Raw genomic sequence first — 16,480 nt, forward strand, 5'->3', positions numbered from 1 at the left:
CACACCGGGGCCAGCGGACAGGCCCGCGCGCGCCTCCGGCCCCGTACCGCCCCTGAAAGGCCCCTGCGGGTCCAGAGGCGGGGGGCGGCAGCGGGCGGGGGCCCGGGAACGCCGCAGGGGCCGGACACCTCGACGGTGTCCGGCCCCTGCACGGGCTCCAGGGCCCCGGGTCACTTCCCTACCTGGTCACTTCTTGCGGCGGCGTCCGCCGCCCTTCTGCGCCTTGCGGCGCTCGGCACGGGTCATCCCGTCCGCCTCCGAGCGGGCGGGCTGCCCATCGGTCTGGAAGTCGCCCTCGACGACCCCGCCCTCACCGTCCACCGTCGGAGCGGAGAAGTGCAGCCGGTCGGGACGCTGCGGAGCCTCCAGCCCCTTGGCGCGGATCTCGGGACGGGCCGCCGGAACGGTGTCCTTCTTCTCCAGCGACGGCCGGTCGGCCGACTCGTCCACCGGGACCTCCTCGACCTGCTGCTCGACCTGGACCTCCAGGTTGAACAGATAGCCGACGGACTCCTCCTTGATGCCGTCCATCATCGCGGTGAACATGTCGAAGCCCTCACGCTGGTACTCCACCAGCGGGTCCTTCTGCGCCATCGCGCGCAGACCGATGCCCTCCTGGAGGTAGTCCATCTCGTACAGGTGCTCACGCCACTTGCGGTCCAGCACCGAGAGCACCACACGGCGCTCCAGCTCACGCATGATGTCCGAGCCGAGCTGCTTCTCACGCTCGTCGTACTGGTCGTGGATGTCCTGCTTGATGGACTCGGCGATGAACTCCCCGGTGATGCCGGCGCGGTCCCCCGCCGTCTCCTCCAGGTCCTCGATGGAGATCTTCACCGGGTAGAGCTGCTTGAACGCGCCCCACAGCCGGTCCAGGTCCCACTCCTCCGCGAAGCCCTCGACCGTCTCCGCCTGGATGTAGGCGTCGATGGTGTCGTCCATGAAGTGGCGGATCTGCTCATGCAGGTCCTCGCCCTCCAGGACCCGGCGGCGCTCGCCGTAGATCACCTTGCGCTGGCGGTTGAGGACATCGTCGTACTTCAGGACGTTCTTACGCGTCTCGAAGTTCTGCTGCTCGACCTGGGACTGGGCGGAGGCGATGGCCCGGGTGACCATCTTGTTCTCGATCGGGACATCGTCCGGGACATTCGCCATCGCCATCACGCGCTCGACCATCTGCGCCTTGAACAGCCGCATCAGATCGTCACCGAGGGAGAGGTAGAAACGGGACTCGCCCGGGTCGCCCTGACGGCCGGAACGACCGCGCAGCTGGTTGTCGATCCGGCGCGACTCATGCCGCTCGGTGCCGAGGACATAGAGCCCGCCGAGGTCCTTGACCTCCTCGAACTCGGCCTTCACGGCCTGCTCGGCCTTCTCCAGCGCGGCGGGCAGGGCCGCGGCCCACTCCTCCACGTGATCCACCGGGTCCAGGCCCCGCTGGCGCAGCTCCGCCTCGGCGAGGTCGTCCGGGTTGCCGCCGAGCTTGATGTCGGTACCACGGCCAGCCATGTTCGTCGCGACCGTCACAGCACCCTTGCGGCCCGCCTGGGCGACGATGGTGGCTTCCCGGTCGTGCTGCTTGGCGTTGAGCACCTCGTGCTGGACGCCGCGCTTGTTGAGCTGCTGCGAGAGGTACTCGGACTTCTCGACCGAGGTGGTGCCGACCAGGATCGGCTGACCCTTCTCGTGCTTCTCGACGATGTCGTCGACCACGGCCGCGAACTTGGCGACCTCGGTGCGGTAGATCAGGTCGGACTGGTCCTTGCGGACCATGGGCCGGTTCGTCGGGATCGGCACGACGCCCAGCTTGTAGATCTGGTGGAACTCGGCGGCCTCGGTCATGGCCGTACCGGTCATTCCGGACAGCTTGCCGTAGAGAAGGAAGAAGTTCTGGAGGGTGATCGTGGCAAGGGTCTGGTTCTCGTCCTTGATGTCCACCCCTTCCTTCGCCTCGATCGCCTGGTGCATGCCCTCGTTGTAGCGGCGACCGGCCAGGATACGGCCGGTGTGCTCGTCAACGATCATGACCTCGCCGTCGATGACGACGTAGTCCTTGTCCTTCTTGAAGAGTTCCTTCGCCTTGATGGCGTTGTTGAGGTAACCGACGAGCGGGGTGTTCACCGACTCGTAGAGGTTGTCGATGCCCAGCCAGTCCTCGACCTTGGCGACACCGGCCTCATGGATACCGACGGTCCGCTTCTTCTCGTCGACCTCGTAGTCGCCGGTCTCCTCGATGCCCTTGAGGTGGTTCCCCGGCTCACCCCGGGTGAGGCGCTTCACCAGCTTGGCGAAGTCCCCGTACCACTTGGTCGCCTGGTCGGCGGGGCCGGAGATGATCAGCGGGGTACGGGCCTCGTCCACGAGGATCGAGTCGACCTCGTCGACCACCGCGAAGTTGTGCCCGCGCTGGACCAGCTCGTCCTGCGACCACGCCATGTTGTCGCGGAGGTAGTCGAAACCGAACTCGTTGTTGGTGCCGTAGGTGATGTCGCACGCGTACTGCTCACGGCGCTGCGCCGGCGTCATGTTCGCCAGGATGCAGCCCACCGAGAGGCCGAGGAACTTGTGCACCCGGCCCATCAGCTCGGAGTCGCGCTCGGCCAGGTAGTCGTTCACCGTGATCAGGTGGACGCCCTTGCCGGAGATCGCGTTCAGATACGTGGGGAGGGTACCGACGAGGGTCTTGCCCTCACCGGTCTTCATCTCGGCGACATAGCCGAGGTGCAGCGCGGCGCCGCCCATGATCTGGACGTCGTAGTGACGCTGGCCGAGGACGCGCTTGGCGGCCTCACGGACGGTCGCGAAGGCCTCGGGCAGGAGGTCGTCGAGGGTCGCACCCTCGGCGAAACGCTCCTTGTACTCCTCCGTGAGGGCCCGCAACTCGGCGTCGGAGAGGCCGACGAAGTCCTCTTCGATGGAGTTGACCTGGTCCGCGATGCGGTGCAGTTTGCGCAGGATCTTGCCTTCGCCTGCACGCATGAGCTTGTTGAAGACGGACACTGAGGCTGGTCTCCTTGCCGATCGGGCCTGGCTGGGTCGTGGTGGACACTGGCGCGGGCACGGCAGGCGGGCCCCACCGCAACGGCCATCGTAAGCGAGGACCCCGCCGGGCCGGGAGGTCCGCTGCCGTAAGGGCTCGCCGTCGCCCGTACTGGAGAACGCCCGAGGCACGCGGAAGGTGCCGCCGCGCCCCGAAAAGTGTTCGCCCACCCCGGGCTCCCCGCACAGAATTCGCCCATGGAGCCCATCACTCTCACCACACAGCGCCTGCTGCTGCGCCCGTTCACCACGGACGACGCGGACGAGGTCCATCAAGCCTGTCAGGACCCTGACATTCTGCGCTGGACGACCGTCCCCTCCCCGTACCGCCACGAGGACGCCGTCGACTACACCGGCCACACCGTCCCCGAGGGCTGGCACAACGGCACGATGTACACCTTCGCCGTCCTCCCCCGGGACGGCGGCCCCCTGATGGCCTCGATCTCCGTCACCCTGCGCACCTACTCCGGCACCTGGGAGATCGGCTTCTGGACCGCCCGCGAACACCGGGGCCGCGGCATCATCACCGAGGCCGTGGGCGCCCTCGCCCACTGGACCTTCACCCGGCTCGGCGCCACCCGGCTCGAATGGCGCGCCGAGGTCGGCAACACCGCCTCCCGGGCCGTCGCCGAACGCGCCGGATTCACCATCGAGGGCTCCCTGCGGGCCGCCCTCCTCAACCACGGCACCCTCCGGGACGTCTGGGTCGGCTCACTGCTCCCCTCCGACCTGGGGCTCACCAGCACCCAGGCCTATCTGCCCGCGCCGGTCACCGCCGACTGACACGGGACGCCGGCGCCCCGGGACACAAGGACCGCGGGGCACCAGGGCACCAGGGCCGGATGGTCCGTGCCGGGTGGACAGTCCTGGGGGACAGTCCTGGGGGACAGTCCTGGGTGGTCCGCGCGGTGGTCCGTACCGGGTGTCAGGACCGGGCCCGGGTGTCAGTGCCGACGTCTAAGGTGCGGATCATGACGACGCCGCCGCCCACCGCCGAACTCTCCGCCGACGAGGCCCGCCGGATCGCGCTGCGCGCCCAGGGCTTCCTGGGAGCCCCGGACCGCCGGGCCGGAGTACGCGGAGTGCTGCGCCACCTCGGCGCCGTCCAGCTGGACACCATCTCGGTCCTCGCCCGCTCCCACGAGCTGATCCCCTACGCCCGGCTCGGCGCCGTCGGCCGCCCCGCCGTCGAGCAGGCGTACTGGACCGAGGGTCACAGCTTCGAGTACTGGTCGCACGCCGCCTGCATCCTCCCCATCGAGGAATGGCCGCACTTCGCCTTCCGCCGCCGCGCCTACCGGGCCCGCCCCCAGTGGCACCACGACCTCCCCGACGGCGCCTACGACACCGTGATCGCCCAGCTGCGCGCCGAGGGCCCGCTCACCGCCACCGAGCTGGGCGGCGCGAAGAACGGCGGCGAGTGGTGGGACTGGTCCGCCTCCAAGGTCGCCGTCGAGCGGGCACTGATGCACGGAGAGGTCGTCTGCACCGAGCGGCGCGGCTGGAAGCGGGTGTACGACCTCGCCGAGCGCGCTATCCCGGACCGGCTGCTCCACGACACCCTGGACGACCGGGAGTGTCTGCGCCGGCTGGTCCGGCTCGCCGGAGTGGCCCTCGGCGTCGGCACCCGCGCGGACATCGCCGACTACCACCGGCTCAAGGGCGAGCAGTTCGACACGGTGGTCGCCGACTCCGGTCTGGTGCCCGTCACCGTCGAGGGCTGGGCCAAGCCGGCCTGGGCGGACCCCGAGGCCCTGGCGACCGCACCCCGCGGCCGGCACCGCACCACCCTGCTCTCGCCCTTCGACTCCCTCATCTGGGAGCGGGCCAGGACCGAGCGGATCTTCGGCTTCACCCACCGGCTGGAGGCCTATGTGCCGAAGCCGAAACGGATACACGGCTACTTCGCCATGCCGCTGCTCTCCGGCGGACGGCTGCTCGGCCGGGTGGACCCCGCCCGGGAGGGAAGGACCCTGGTCGCCCGGCAGGCCTCGCTGGAGTCCGCGAAGGCGGTGGAGCCGATGGCCCGGGCGCTGCGGGAGGCGGCCGAGTGGGTCGGCTGCGACACCGTACGGATCGAGCGGGTCGAGCCGCCCGCCCTGGCGGCACCCCTCACCGCGGCACTCTCCTGACCCCTGCCCCCGGCCCCTGACCCCTGGGCCACGGGTCCCGTCCGGCTCGCCCGGCCCCCGGGGGGGGAGCGGCGGGCGCCGACGACGGCTAGCGGATCTCCAGGATCTTCTCCCTCATCGCATAGACCACCGCTTCCATCCGGGAGTGCAGCTGGAGCTTCTCCAGGATGTTGCGGACATGGTTCTTCACCGTGTTCTCCGAGATGAACAGCTCCTTGGCGATATCGCGGTTGTTCATCCCGGTGGCGACCAGTTTGAGGACCTCCAGCTCCCGGTCGGTGAGCCGGGGCGCGGGCACCAGCCGCCGCTCGTCGGTGCGCTGGATCATCGATTTGAACTCGGTGAGCAGCTTGGACGCCATCGAGGGGCTGATCTGGGACTGCCCGTCCGCCACGGCCCGGATCGCCGTGGCCACCTCGTCGGTGGAGATCTCCTTGAGGAGATAGCCGGTCGCGCCCGCCTTGATCGCGTCGTAGAGGTCGGCCTCCTCATCGCTGATCGTCAGCATGATGATCTTGGCGCTGGGGGCCACCTCCTTGATGGACGTACAGGCCTCGATGCCACCGCGACGCGGCATCCGCACATCCATCAGCACAATGTCCGGCAGCAGGTCGGCCGCCTTGTCGACGGCCTCGGCCCCGTCCCCGGCCTCCCCCACGACCTGGATGTCCTCCTCCTGCGCGAGCACGATCTCCAGACCTCTCCGGAAGAGCGCGTGATCATCCACCACCAGGACCCTGATGGGCTCGGCACGGGAGCCGCCCGGAGCCGTACCGCCCCCGGCGACCGTGTCGCGGGCATCGGCCGTGTCGTCGTGCACCGGTCCGAAGCTGTCCGCCATCGTTCCTCCCCCTGAAAGGCATGGGCCTGAAAGGGCATGTCATGTTCGCCAACACCCGTGCACACCGCACGGGTTGGCCTGAGAGGTCCATGCTTTCATGCCCGGCTGACACACAGGTGATCCAGCGGGTCGCACAGTGGTGCCCCCGAGGGCGCACAGGGCGCTCCTGGGGGCACCACCGCCTCGGTCCGTCCGGTGCGAACAGCGGCGGGGTCAGCCGCCCAGCGCACCTCCGGCGCCCGCGCCCTCGGACCCGGCCAGCGGGTCGGTCTCCAGGTGGATGACGCCATAGTCATAGGCATGCCGTCGGTAGACGACACTGGGCTGCTTCGTCTCGGAGTCGACGAAGAGATAGAAGTCGTGTCCGACCAGTTCCATCTCGTAGAGGGCCTGGTCGAGTGTCATCGGTGCCGCGGTATGGACCTTCTCGCGGACGATCAGGGGACCCTCGCCCTGCACTTCGAGCGAGCCGATCCTCGTGGTGGGAATGGCCGGGGGCTTCTCCTCGGCCACGGGCTGGCCATTCGCGTTCAGCTCGGCGACTCCGGGGACCACATCGGCCACCTCCGCCGCCGTCAGTCGCCCATTGCCCCGGCGGGTATTGCGCTTGTCGTGCTGCTTGCGCAGCCTCGCCTCCAGCTTGCCCGTGGCGAGATCGAGTGCCGCGTACGGGTCGGCCGCCGCCGCCTCGGCCCGGATCACCGGGCCCCTGGAGTGGAGGGTGATCTCCACGCGGTCGGAACGGTCTGCCTGCCGCGGGTTGTGTTCCTTGGACACCTCGACGTCCAGGCTGATCACCTTGGCGTCAAGCTTCTGGATCTTGTCCAGCTTCAGCTTCTCGGCCACGTGCTTGCGGAACCGCTCGGGCACCTCGGTCTTGCGGCCCTTGACGACGATGTCCACGCAGAACTCCGTTCCCGGATTGCTCCGCCCGCTCACCGTGCGGAGCGTCTCCCTCTTGCACCAGACCCCGGAGAGCACCGGAGTCTCGGACTACGCGACTTTCACGTCCTCCTCCCCGATCGACAAGATCCCCACCCCAATCAGGCTTTGGAGTTTTCCGTTGCCCCGATCGCGATGGCCGGAAACACGGCGGAGCATTCGGGATGGCGGGCATCCCATTCGTGGATCCTCACCACCGAACATAGCTCCCCCCGCCCCTTCTCGGCACCCGCTACCAGCGCGTACCTTCGTCCAGAGTTATTCGGACCTCTTACTGACTGCAACGTTCCGCCTTCCCTCCCGGTTCCGGTTTATGGGAATGACATGGGCGGAACCGCGACCACGGCCGCAGCCATGGCTCCACCCGAATTCCCCCCGGGGGCCAGGGGGCCCTCCCCCTCCCCCACCCCTCCCCCCGCCCCCTCGATATCGGCCCCCTCCCGCCCTCCCCCGACGGCCGCGCGCACCGCGCGGGCCGCCTCGGTCAGCGACGCCCCCGTCGTCATCAGGTCGTCCACCAGGACCACCCGCGCACCCGTCAGCGCTCCCGCGGCGCCGGGCACGGTACTCAGGGCGCCGCTGAGATTCGCCACCCGCTCCGGGGCCGTGAGCCCCGCCTGATCGCACACCTCCCGACGCTGCCGCAGCAGCGGCAGCACCGTCACCCGCTCCCCGGCGCGCCGCAGCTCGCCCGCCGCCGCCCGGGCGAGCCGGCGCCCGGCGTCATGGCCCCGTGACCGCACCGCCCACCGGGCCGACGGCACCGGCACCAGGACCAGCGGCCCCGCCCCGGCGACGGGCACGGCCGCCCGGACCGCCCGGGCGAGCGCGGCGCCGAGAGGCCGGGCCAGCCCCAGCGCGCCCCGCTCCTTGTGGGCGATGAGCACCGCCCGCACCGCGTCGGCGTACACCGCTGAGGCGTACACCGGCGGCAGTCCCGCCGGCTCCGGGTCGGGTCTGACCCGGAACGGCGCCGCGCCGTGCAGTTCCCGTGCGCACACGGCACACAGCACCGTCCGGGAGGCGCCGCAGCCACCGCACACCATCGGCACCACCAGCCCGGAGATCTCGTTCCACCATCCCCGCATGACTCCACTCTGCCTGGGGGCAAGGAACCCCGCCACCCCTGTGGATAACTCTCTGACCTGTGGCTTTGCAGATCGGTACAGGTGGCGGGGCAGGGTGGGACCTCAGGGCGCGCCGGTGGGGACCGCCGGCCCCCGGCCCCGGCCCGACCGGCACTCCCGGCCCGTGCGCAGGGGCACCCCACGGCCTGGAGAGACCCAGGAAGACCTGGAGGCGGCCCTCACAGGCCCCGGCCCCGTCCCCCGGCCTTGGCGCCCCCTAGCCCTGGCGCCCGGCACCCCAGGGCTCAGCCGGCCCGGACAGACCGCAGCGCAGGACAGACCGCAGTGACAGACCGCAGTGCGGGACACCCCGGACAGGCCACAGGTCGCTCCGGACACCAGGGACCGCCCCGGCGATCAACCGTCACCCCGGATAGACCGGCGACGACCCCTCCGTGACGACCTTCTGCCAGTTCGCACCCGACGGCAGCCGCACGATGCCCTCGCCCCCGGAGTGCGCCACCAGCGGCTGCCTCTCGTCCTCGGACGCGGCGACCGCCTTGACGCTGTTCAGCCCCGGCAGCACGGACGCCGCCGAGCTGGAGCCGTCCGTCTGGATGTAGCGGATCTGCTGCACCTCACCGGCCTCCTTGCCGACGACCACCAGTCGGCTGGGCCCGGCCCAGGAGACCGCGGTGACCGTCTCCATCTGCGGCGCCGCCGGACGCAGCGCCGCCACCGTCACCACCGGGTCGTCCACGGGGCCCCGCCGCTCGACCCGGCCGATCTGGAGGGTGGTGCGCCCGTCCCGGGTCAGCAGCAACGCGATCCGCGCGCCGTCCGCCGAAAGCCGCAGCGACTCGATACGGGCGCCCCCCAGGTCCGGGACGATGGCCACCGGCAGGGGCTCACCCCCGCCCTGGGCGAAGCGCAGCAGGCCGCCGTGGAGGGGGTCGCGGTCGGCGACCCACAGGTCCCCGGACCCGTCCCAGCTGGGCGCGGAGAGCCGGTCGGCCCGGTCCGTCCCTCTGCTGCGGACCAGAGGGGTGGCCGCCCCTTCCGTGTCGATGGGCGAGACGAGCAGCTCACGGCCGTCCTTGGTGACCGCCGCCGCGGTGTCCTCGTCGTGCGCGACCGCGATCTGGCCGAGCGGGAGCCCTCCCCCGCCCAGCGGCCCCGGCACGGCCGTCGGACGCCCCTGCCCGCTCTTGGGGAGCACGGCCAGGCTGTTCTTGCCGTCGACCACGTACTGGCTCTGGGTGCCCGCGCGCTGGGAGTCATGACCCGGCGCGTACACCTCCTCCTGGCCACTGCTGAGGGAGCAGAGCATGCCCCCGTTGGCCCGCTGCAACTCGACCTGGTCGACCCGGCTGGAGGAGAGGTCCTTGAGGGTGAAGAGGATCTGGGCGGCCATCTTGTCGCACTGGGCGCGGCTGACCCCGTTCGCCTTCTCGTTGAGGGGGACTTCCAGGGTGTTGCGGTCGTCAAAGCCGAGCGAGGTGTCGTCCTTCAGCCGGGTGCCCTTGGGGAAGGGCGATTCCACGACCGGTTCGAGCCACTCTGTCGGCCCTTCGAGCAGGGCACGAACCGACTGGGTCACCGGGTCGACCAGGGTGACCGGATCCAGCCGCTGCCGGATGAAGATCGGGTCGGCCACCACCGTGCTCCGCCCGACGGCGAAGTAGTACTTGTTGACCGGCTGGTAGTTGCGCTGGAAGTCGGCGGCGCCGAGGATCAGCCCCTGGGGCAGCCGGTCGATGCGCCATTCGGTGCCGTCCCGCCCCTTCTGCCGGGTCAGATGGATCAGCTGGCGGTAGTCCTCGGGGGTGACCGCCTTGTACGCGCGTTCCTTGTCGACCTGGGCGACCTTCTTGCCGATCAGCGGGTAGTCCACCCCCGGATCGGAGTCCCCGCCCTCCCGGCCCGGGCCGGACTCGGGCGCCTCGGCCAGGACGGTCGTCCCCAGCTCCGGCCGCCACTTCTTCGCCATGTCCTTCGTCAGATAGGCGCGGGCGGTGGCGAACTTGGCGTCGTCGCTGGTCATGGCCTCCAGGAAGCCCTCGATGACCTGGTGCGGCGTGGCACCCTTCCGGGGCGGCACCGCCTCCACCCGGATCTGGGAGTCGGCCCTCGGGGACGCCTTGACCGCACGGACATCGCCACTGGAGGGCATGCCCGCGCACCCGGAGAGCAGCAGGGCACCGCAGCCCAGGGACACCCCGGCGAACCAGAGCGCACGTCCGCCGCGCCCCCGGCGCCCCACCCGCCCCGCTGACGCCACAGGCCCCACCGGCCCCGAGACCGCAAACGGCCCCGCAGGACCCGACACCCCTGCCGGACCCGAAGGATCCGCAGAACCCGAAGGACCCGACAACCCTGAGGGCCCCGAGGACCCCGCCGAACCGCCCGATCCATGGGTACGGCGGTCCCCGCCCCCCGCCTCAGCGCCCATGTACCCCGTCCTCACTCCTGTCGTCCCGCTCCGGCGACGACCGCCCCGCCACGCCGTCCTGCCGCATACCGTCCTGCCGCTCCACCGGACGCGGCACCACCCGCGCACCGCTCCCCGGCAGCGCCGCCGGATCGACCTCCGGGTGCGCCGCGGCCGGCGGCACCCGCAGCGGCGCACGCATCCCCATGGACGGATGTATCTCCATCGCCGGACGCGCCCCCAGGGACTGAACGGGTACGGAGGCCAGCAGGTGCCCGGACGACTTCGCCCCGGACGCCTCCACACCGACCGCCCTCGCACCGGCCGCCTCCGCCGCCGCCCGCTCCCGGTTCTGCCGGGAGTCCTCGGGCTCCAGCGGTACCGGCGACCCCCGCAGCGGCTCGTCCGCCGTCCGCGGCAGCGTCAGCCGGAACTGCGATCCCCCGCCCGGCTCCCCCCACGCCTGGAGCCAGCCGCCGTGCAGCCGCGCGTCCTCGACGGCGATGGAGAGCCCGAGCCCGGTCCCGCCCGTGGTGCGCGCCCGCGCCGGATCCGCCCGCCAGAAACGGTTGAAGACCCGGGTCGCCTCGCCCGGCTTCAGGCCCACGCCGTAGTCGCGCACCGCGATGGCGACGGCCCCGCCCGCGGAGGCCAGCCGTACCAGCACATCCCGGCCCTCGCCGTGCTCCACCGCGTTGACCACGAGATTCCGCAGCACCCGCTCGACCCGGCGGGCGTCCGCCTCCGCGACCACGGGCTGCTCGTCGCCGATCACCCGTATCCGGGTGCCCTTCCGCTCGGCCAGCGGCTCCGCGCCGCCGATCACCCGGCGCACCACCTCGCGCAGATCTATCGCCTCGGCCTCCAGCGCCGCCGCACCCGCGTCGAACCGGCTGATCTCCAGCAGATCGGCGAGCAGCGACTCGAAACGGTCGAGCTGATCCCCGAGCAGCTCCGCCGAGCGCGCGGTCACCGGATCGAAATCGGCCCGCGCCTCATGGATCACATCGGCCGCCATCCGCACCGTCGTCAGCGGAGTCCGCAGCTCATGGGAGACATCCGAGACAAACCGCCGCTGCATCCGGGACAACTCCTCCAGCTGCTGGATCTTCAGCTGGAGGTTCTGCGCCATCTTGTTGAACGCTTCACCGAGCCGTGCGATGTCGTCCTCGCCGGTGACCTTCATCCGCTCCTGGAGCCGCCCGGCGGAGAGCCGCTCGGCGATCCCGGCGGCCATCCGTACCGGGGTGACGATCTGCCGGACGACCAGCCATGCGATGGCCCCCAGCAGCACCACCAGGAAGAGCCCCGCCGTGGCGAGGGTGGTCCGGACGAGGCTGAGCGACTGCTGCTCTTGCGAGAGCGGGAAGAGGTAGTACAGCTCGTACGGATTGCCGTCGATGTCATTGAGGCGGGTGCCGACGACCAGACCGGCCACCGGCTCCTGCTCGCCGTTGCGGTGCTTGATCTCGGTGTACGTCTTCTGGGGCACCGCGTTCCGGGCCACCTCGGCCCGCAGCTTCTCCGGGATGGAGGCGATGTCCACACTGCCCGACTTGCGCGGTCCCCAGTTGGAACCGGCCACCTCGGAGTCGGCGCTCAGCGCCACCACATGGAACGTTCCCTGGCCGCCGCCCGCGAGCTGCTCCAGCAGCCCCGTACGCCAGGAGCTGGTGGCGGCGGACGGGTCGTCCGACCCGGCGCGCCCCCGGGGCTCGACCGGCTCACCGGCCAGCTGCCGGGCGACGGCGAACCCGCCGACGGCCTGGCTCTGCGCGGCGTCCTCCTTGGCCTGCAACAGCCCGTTGCGCACCTGTCCGAAGACGACGAAGCCCAGCAGCACCACGACACCCAGGGACATCAGCAGGGTGGAGACCACGATCCGGAGCTGGATGTTCCGGCGCCACAGGCGCACCGCGGGCAGCAGCGGACGACGGATCCAGCGCCGCAGCAGCCGGAGCAGCAGACGCACCGGCTCGCCCCGGCGGTCCGGCAGCCCGCTCCTCAGCAGCCGCGCGAAACGCCCCGCGCCCTGAGTCGCACCCTGAGCGACACCCTGGCTCGCGCCCTGAGCAGCACCCTGGCTCGTACCCGGCCCTGTCCCCCGACTCGTACCCTGATCCGTCCCGGCAGCCCGCCCCGAACGGCCCCCCACATCCCCGGGCCCCGGAGCAGCACCGCCGCGGGGCATATCAGCTCGGCCCGGCCTTGTAACCGACGCCACGGACGGTCACCACGATCTCAGGACGCTCCGGGTCCTTCTCGACCTTGGAGCGCAGCCGCTGCACATGCACATTCACCAGCCGGGTGTCGGCGGCGTGGCGATAGCCCCACACCTGCTCCAGCAGCACCTCACGGGTGAACACCTGCCACGGCTTGCGCGCCAGCGCCACCAGCAGATCGAACTCCAGAGGCGTCAGCGCGATCGACTGGCCTTCCCGCTTCACCGAGTGACCGGCCACATCGATGACCAGGTCACCGATGGTCAGCTGCTCGGGAGCGGGCTCCTCGGACCTCCGCAGCCGCGCCCGGATCCGGGCGACCAGCTCCTTCGGCTTGAACGGCTTGACGATGTAGTCGTCCGCCCCCGACTCCAGACCGACCACCACATCCACGGTGTCGCTCTTGGCGGTGAGCATGACGATGGGCACACCCGACTCGGCGCGGATCAGCCGGCACACCTCGATGCCGTCCCGCCCCGGAAGCATCAGATCGAGCAGGACCAGATCCGGCTTCGCCTCGCGGAAAGCGGCCAGCGCCTTGTCGCCGTCGGCCACGAACGACGGCTCGAAACCCTCGCCACGCAGCACAATTCCGAGCATCTCGGCCAATGCGGTGTCGTCATCGACGACAAGGACTCGTCCCTTCATAATCGACATCATCCCATTTCCGCATCGGCGACTGAGGTCCAGGTGAGATAGGTCACTGCGCCGCCCCGCGAACGCAGGCACCGACACCGACCCTTTTCCGCCCCGCACCGGCCTGTGATCGTGGCCCCCGACCGGGTGACGGACACCAGACGGTACCGGTTACGGGCCCCTCAGAACCAGGGTCCCCCTCCCCGCACCCCGCCCGGCCCACCTGCGCACCCCACTCCTCACCCCGCGGCCGGCACCCGCCCCCGGGTGCTCAGAGCGGCGACACCGTCCCGGGTGACCGGCGACAGCACCCCCTCCTCCGTGACGATCGCCGTGACCAGCTCCGGAGGAGTGACATCAAACGCCGGGTTGTACGCCTGGGTCCCCGGCGGAGCCGTCCGCCGCCCCCCGCCCGCACCCGGCGCCACCCCGGCACCCACCTCCGTCACCTCGTACGCCGCCCGCTGCTCCACCACGATCGACGCCCCGTCCACCGTGGCCGGATCGATCGTCGTCGTCGGCGCCACCACCACGAACGGCACATGGTGGTACGAGGCCAGCACCGCGAGCGGATAACTCCCCACCTTGTTCGCCACCGACCCGTCCGCCGCGATCCGGTCCGCGCCGATCAGCACCGCGTCCACCTCCCCCGCCGCGAACAGCGACCCCGCCGCGTTGTCGGTGAGCAGGGTGTACGGGAGACCGTGCCGCGCCGCCTCGTACGCGGTCAGCCGCGCCCCCTGCAACAGGGGCCGGGTCTCATCCACCCACAGCCGCCGCAGCCGCCCCGCGCGATGGGCACCCAGCGCCACCGCGAACGCCGTCCCCTCACCCCCCGACACCAGAGCACCCGTATTGCAGTGGGTGAGAAGCCGGTGCCCGCCCGCCGGAAGCAGCTCGCCGAGGAGGGCGAGACCGTGCTCCGCCATCCGCGCGCTGGCCTCGGCGTCCTGCCGGTGCAGCTCCTTCGCCGCCATCAGGGCCGCCCGCTCGGGCGCCGTCTCCCCCCGCTCCACCGCCGCCCGGTACGCGGCCATCGCCCGCCGGACCCCGTACCCGAGATTGACCGCCGTGGGCCGGGCCCGCTCCAGCTGACCGGCCGCCTCCTCCACGTCGTACCCGCGCGCCGCCGCGAGAGCCACCCCGTACGCACCCGCGATCCCCAACAGCGGCGCCCCCCGCACCGCCAGCGTCTGGATCGCCCGCACCAGTGCCGGAACGTCCGTGCACACCAGCTCGACCTCGTCGGCGGGCAGCCGCGTCTGGTCGAGCAGCACCAGCACGGGACCCTCCAGCGGCTCCTCCCAGCGCAGGACGGGAAGCATGGGCCGCGTGCCGTCGCCGGCCGCCTCACGTGCGTACTGATCAGTCATCCGCCCAGTCTGCCCGGTGATCCACCCACATTGCAGGCACAAAGGAGACACGGCCCCGCCGGGTCCGAAGCCCCGTGGGACCATGGCTGACAGCCTGCCGAACTGACACTCGGACGGGTGTGCGCCCCCGTCGGTCCGACCGGACCGGCTCACAGACCCCAACGATGAGGTGGACGACCGTGAACGACACTCCGGGCTGGGCATCGCCCGGATCGGCCGACGACCGGAACGCGAACCCTCCCCGCACCGACCGGCCCGCCGACGCCGACGGCCCCGCCACCGGATGGGCCGGTCAGCAGCCGCCCGCCGGGCAGTGGTCCACCCCGCCCGGAACCGGACACGGCGGTCCACCGCCGGCCCCGGGCCGCGGCGGCGGGCCGTACCAGGGCTGGGGCGCTCCCCCCGCCCTCAAGCCCGGGGTGATCCCACTGCGCCCGCTCGGCACCAGCGAGATCCTCGACGGTGCGACGTCGACCCTCCGCAGGTACTGGCGCCCCGTCCTCGGGATCACGCTCACCGTCTCCGTCGTCGCCCAGATCTGCATCACCGTCATCAACCGTCTCTTCGGCTCGGATCCGGTGGAGGTGGACCCGGACGCGAGCCCCGAGGAGGCGCTCCGTCAGTCCGTCGACGCCGCCCGTGCCGCCTTCGTCGATCTGCTGCCGTCGATGGCGATCGGCATGGTCGTCACCTTCTTCACCACGGCCCTCCTCACCGTGATCGTCAGCCGTGCCGTACTCGGCCGGCCGGTGACGATCGGGGAGGCCTGGCAGGAGGCCCGCCCCCGGCTGCCCCAACTGCTCGCCCTGACGCTGCTGTTGCCGCTGATCGCGGTGGCCATCGGCGGGGTCGCCATGGCCCCCGGATTGCTGCTCGACGGCTCGGGCGGAGCCGCGCTCCTCTCCCTCGGCATCCTCGTCGCCATCCCGCTGATCGTCTTTCTGCTGGTACGGCTGGCACTCGCCCCGACCGTGCTGATGCTGGAGCGCCAGGGCGTCGCCGAAGCCCTCCGCCGCTCGTCCAGGCTGGTCCAGGGCTCCTGGTGGCGGACGTTCGCCATCCTGCTGCTCGCCATGGTGATCGTCCTCCTGGTGCAGGTCGTCATCAGCGTGCCGTTCACCGCGATCGGGTACGCGATGCACGACGGCGGCCTCGCCGACCTCATGGACGGCCGCGCCGTGGACAGCTGGCCGGTCCTGATCGCCACGGGCATCGGCGCGGTGATCGGTTACGCGCTCACCTATCCGATCTCCGCAGGCGTGACCGCACTGCTCTACGTCGACCAGCGCATCCGCCGTGAATCCCTGGACCTGGAGCTGGTCCGCGCCGCCGGCATCCCCGGCACCGAGCCCTCCGCGCCCACCTCCTCCGGCAAACCGGGTATCTGACAGCCACACCCAATGAAGAAGGGGCCCTCGCCACCAGGCGAGGGCCCCTTCTTCATCTTCTCCGCGCCTCTGTGGCGCTGCGCTACGCGGAGCGGCGATCGGAGCATGGCACGCATAGCCCCTGTGCCTCACTCTGCCGCATCGACACGCATTGCTGGACCCACGGATACGGGGGCGACATCACAGGCTCCCCAGAGCCCATACAGAGCCTTTCCCCAGGAGCCTCAGAAGGCTTCCTGAGGCTTCCTGTCGTTGCCTCAGCCCGGTACGAGAGCCTGGTACGGGGAGAGCCCGCCGGCCTTTATCGGCCGCAAAAAGGTCTGGAACGCAAAATAGCCCCGGCCCCGACACCCATCACAGGGTATCGGGGCCGGGGCCCAAAATTTGTTCGGCGGCGTCCTACTCTCCC

Annotated in this window: 11 protein-coding genes; 3 read left to right on the plus strand and 8 right to left on the minus strand. The window is 71.0% G+C overall.

The genetic code is table 11. From position 1 onward, the window contains the following. Nucleotides 1–186: 186 nt before the first annotated feature. Complete coding sequence (gene secA, locus ABT354_RS33620; protein WP_351500907.1) at nucleotides 187–3,000, minus strand: preprotein translocase subunit SecA; 2,814 nt, start codon at nucleotides 2,998–3,000, stop codon at nucleotides 187–189. 237 nt (nucleotides 3,001–3,237) lie between these two features. On the opposite strand from secA, the gene ABT354_RS33625 reads away from it, so the two are divergent. Continuing rightward, complete coding sequence (locus tag ABT354_RS33625) at nucleotides 3,238–3,822, plus strand: GNAT family N-acetyltransferase (protein WP_351500909.1); 585 nt, start codon at nucleotides 3,238–3,240, stop codon at nucleotides 3,820–3,822. 188 nt (nucleotides 3,823–4,010) lie between these two features. Further along, entirely contained in the window at nucleotides 4,011–5,171 is a 1,161-nt protein-coding gene (locus ABT354_RS33630) for a winged helix-turn-helix domain-containing protein (protein WP_351500911.1), read from the plus strand. An 88-nt stretch (nucleotides 5,172–5,259) separates the two neighbouring features. On the opposite strand, the gene ABT354_RS33635 is transcribed toward ABT354_RS33630, so the two are convergent. The 7 genes from ABT354_RS33635 to mtnA form a co-directional block, all read right to left on the minus strand. Continuing rightward, nucleotides 5,260–6,012, minus strand: a complete 753-nt coding sequence (locus ABT354_RS33635; RefSeq protein WP_351500913.1) for a response regulator — start codon at nucleotides 6,010–6,012, stop codon at nucleotides 5,260–5,262. 213 nt (nucleotides 6,013–6,225) lie between these two features. After that, nucleotides 6,226–6,915: a ribosome hibernation-promoting factor, HPF/YfiA family gene (hpf, locus tag ABT354_RS33640; protein ID WP_351500930.1), complete on the minus strand. Its 690-nt coding sequence runs from the start codon at nucleotides 6,913–6,915 to the stop codon at nucleotides 6,226–6,228. 350 nt (nucleotides 6,916–7,265) lie between these two features. Further along, nucleotides 7,266–8,042 (minus strand): ComF family protein, encoded by a 777-nt coding sequence (locus ABT354_RS33645; RefSeq protein WP_351500915.1) that lies wholly within the window; start codon nucleotides 8,040–8,042, stop codon nucleotides 7,266–7,268. A 403-nt stretch (nucleotides 8,043–8,445) separates the two neighbouring features. Next, nucleotides 8,446–10,194 carry an LpqB family beta-propeller domain-containing protein gene (locus ABT354_RS33650; RefSeq protein WP_351500932.1) on the minus strand — a complete coding sequence of 583 codons (1,749 nt, stop codon included), beginning with the start codon at nucleotides 10,192–10,194 and terminating at the stop codon, nucleotides 8,446–8,448. A 268-nt stretch (nucleotides 10,195–10,462) separates the two neighbouring features. Beyond that, complete coding sequence (gene mtrB / locus ABT354_RS33655) at nucleotides 10,463–12,643, minus strand: MtrAB system histidine kinase MtrB (RefSeq protein ID WP_351500917.1); 2,181 nt, start codon at nucleotides 12,641–12,643, stop codon at nucleotides 10,463–10,465. Between the two features lies 1 nt (nucleotide 12,644). Further along, nucleotides 12,645–13,334 (minus strand): two-component system response regulator MtrA, encoded by a 690-nt coding sequence (gene mtrA / locus ABT354_RS33660; protein ID WP_007448372.1) that lies wholly within the window; start codon nucleotides 13,332–13,334, stop codon nucleotides 12,645–12,647. Between the two features lie 215 nt (nucleotides 13,335–13,549). Beyond that, entirely contained in the window at nucleotides 13,550–14,683 is a 1,134-nt protein-coding gene (mtnA, locus tag ABT354_RS33665) for an S-methyl-5-thioribose-1-phosphate isomerase (protein ID WP_351500919.1), read from the minus strand. Between the two features lie 179 nt (nucleotides 14,684–14,862). On the opposite strand from mtnA, the gene ABT354_RS33670 reads away from it, so the two are divergent. Beyond that, the gene (locus ABT354_RS33670) at nucleotides 14,863–16,071 is read left to right on the plus strand and encodes a DUF7847 domain-containing protein (RefSeq protein WP_351500921.1); all 1,209 of its coding nucleotides are present in this window, start codon (nucleotides 14,863–14,865) and stop codon (nucleotides 16,069–16,071) included. Nucleotides 16,072–16,480: the final 409 nt, after the last annotated feature.

This window comes from Streptomyces sp. NPDC000594, from assembly GCF_040299965.1.
Classification (GTDB): Bacteria; Actinomycetota; Actinomycetes; order Streptomycetales; family Streptomycetaceae; genus Streptomyces.

Excerpts from the sequence above, each read along its gene's own strand:
- ABT354_RS33625 (WP_351500909.1), top strand. The coding sequence starts at position 3,238 with ATGGAGCCCATCACTCTCACCACACAGCGCCTGCTGCTGCGCCCGTTC.
- ABT354_RS33630 (WP_351500911.1), top strand. The coding sequence starts at position 4,011 with ATGACGACGCCGCCGCCCACCGCCGAACTCTCCGCCGACGAGGCCCGC.
- ABT354_RS33635 (WP_351500913.1), bottom strand. The coding sequence starts at position 6,012 with ATGGCGGACAGCTTCGGACCGGTGCACGACGACACGGCCGATGCCCGC.
- ABT354_RS33645 (WP_351500915.1), bottom strand. The coding sequence starts at position 8,042 with ATGCGGGGATGGTGGAACGAGATCTCCGGGCTGGTGGTGCCGATGGTG.
- ABT354_RS33650 (WP_351500932.1), bottom strand. The coding sequence starts at position 10,194 with ATGCCCTCCAGTGGCGATGTCCGTGCGGTCAAGGCGTCCCCGAGGGCC.
- mtrB (WP_351500917.1), bottom strand. The coding sequence starts at position 12,643 with ATGCCCCGCGGCGGTGCTGCTCCGGGGCCCGGGGATGTGGGGGGCCGT.
- mtrA (WP_007448372.1), bottom strand. The coding sequence starts at position 13,334 with ATGATGTCGATTATGAAGGGACGAGTCCTTGTCGTCGATGACGACACC.
- mtnA (WP_351500919.1), bottom strand. The coding sequence starts at position 14,683 with ATGACTGATCAGTACGCACGTGAGGCGGCCGGCGACGGCACGCGGCCC.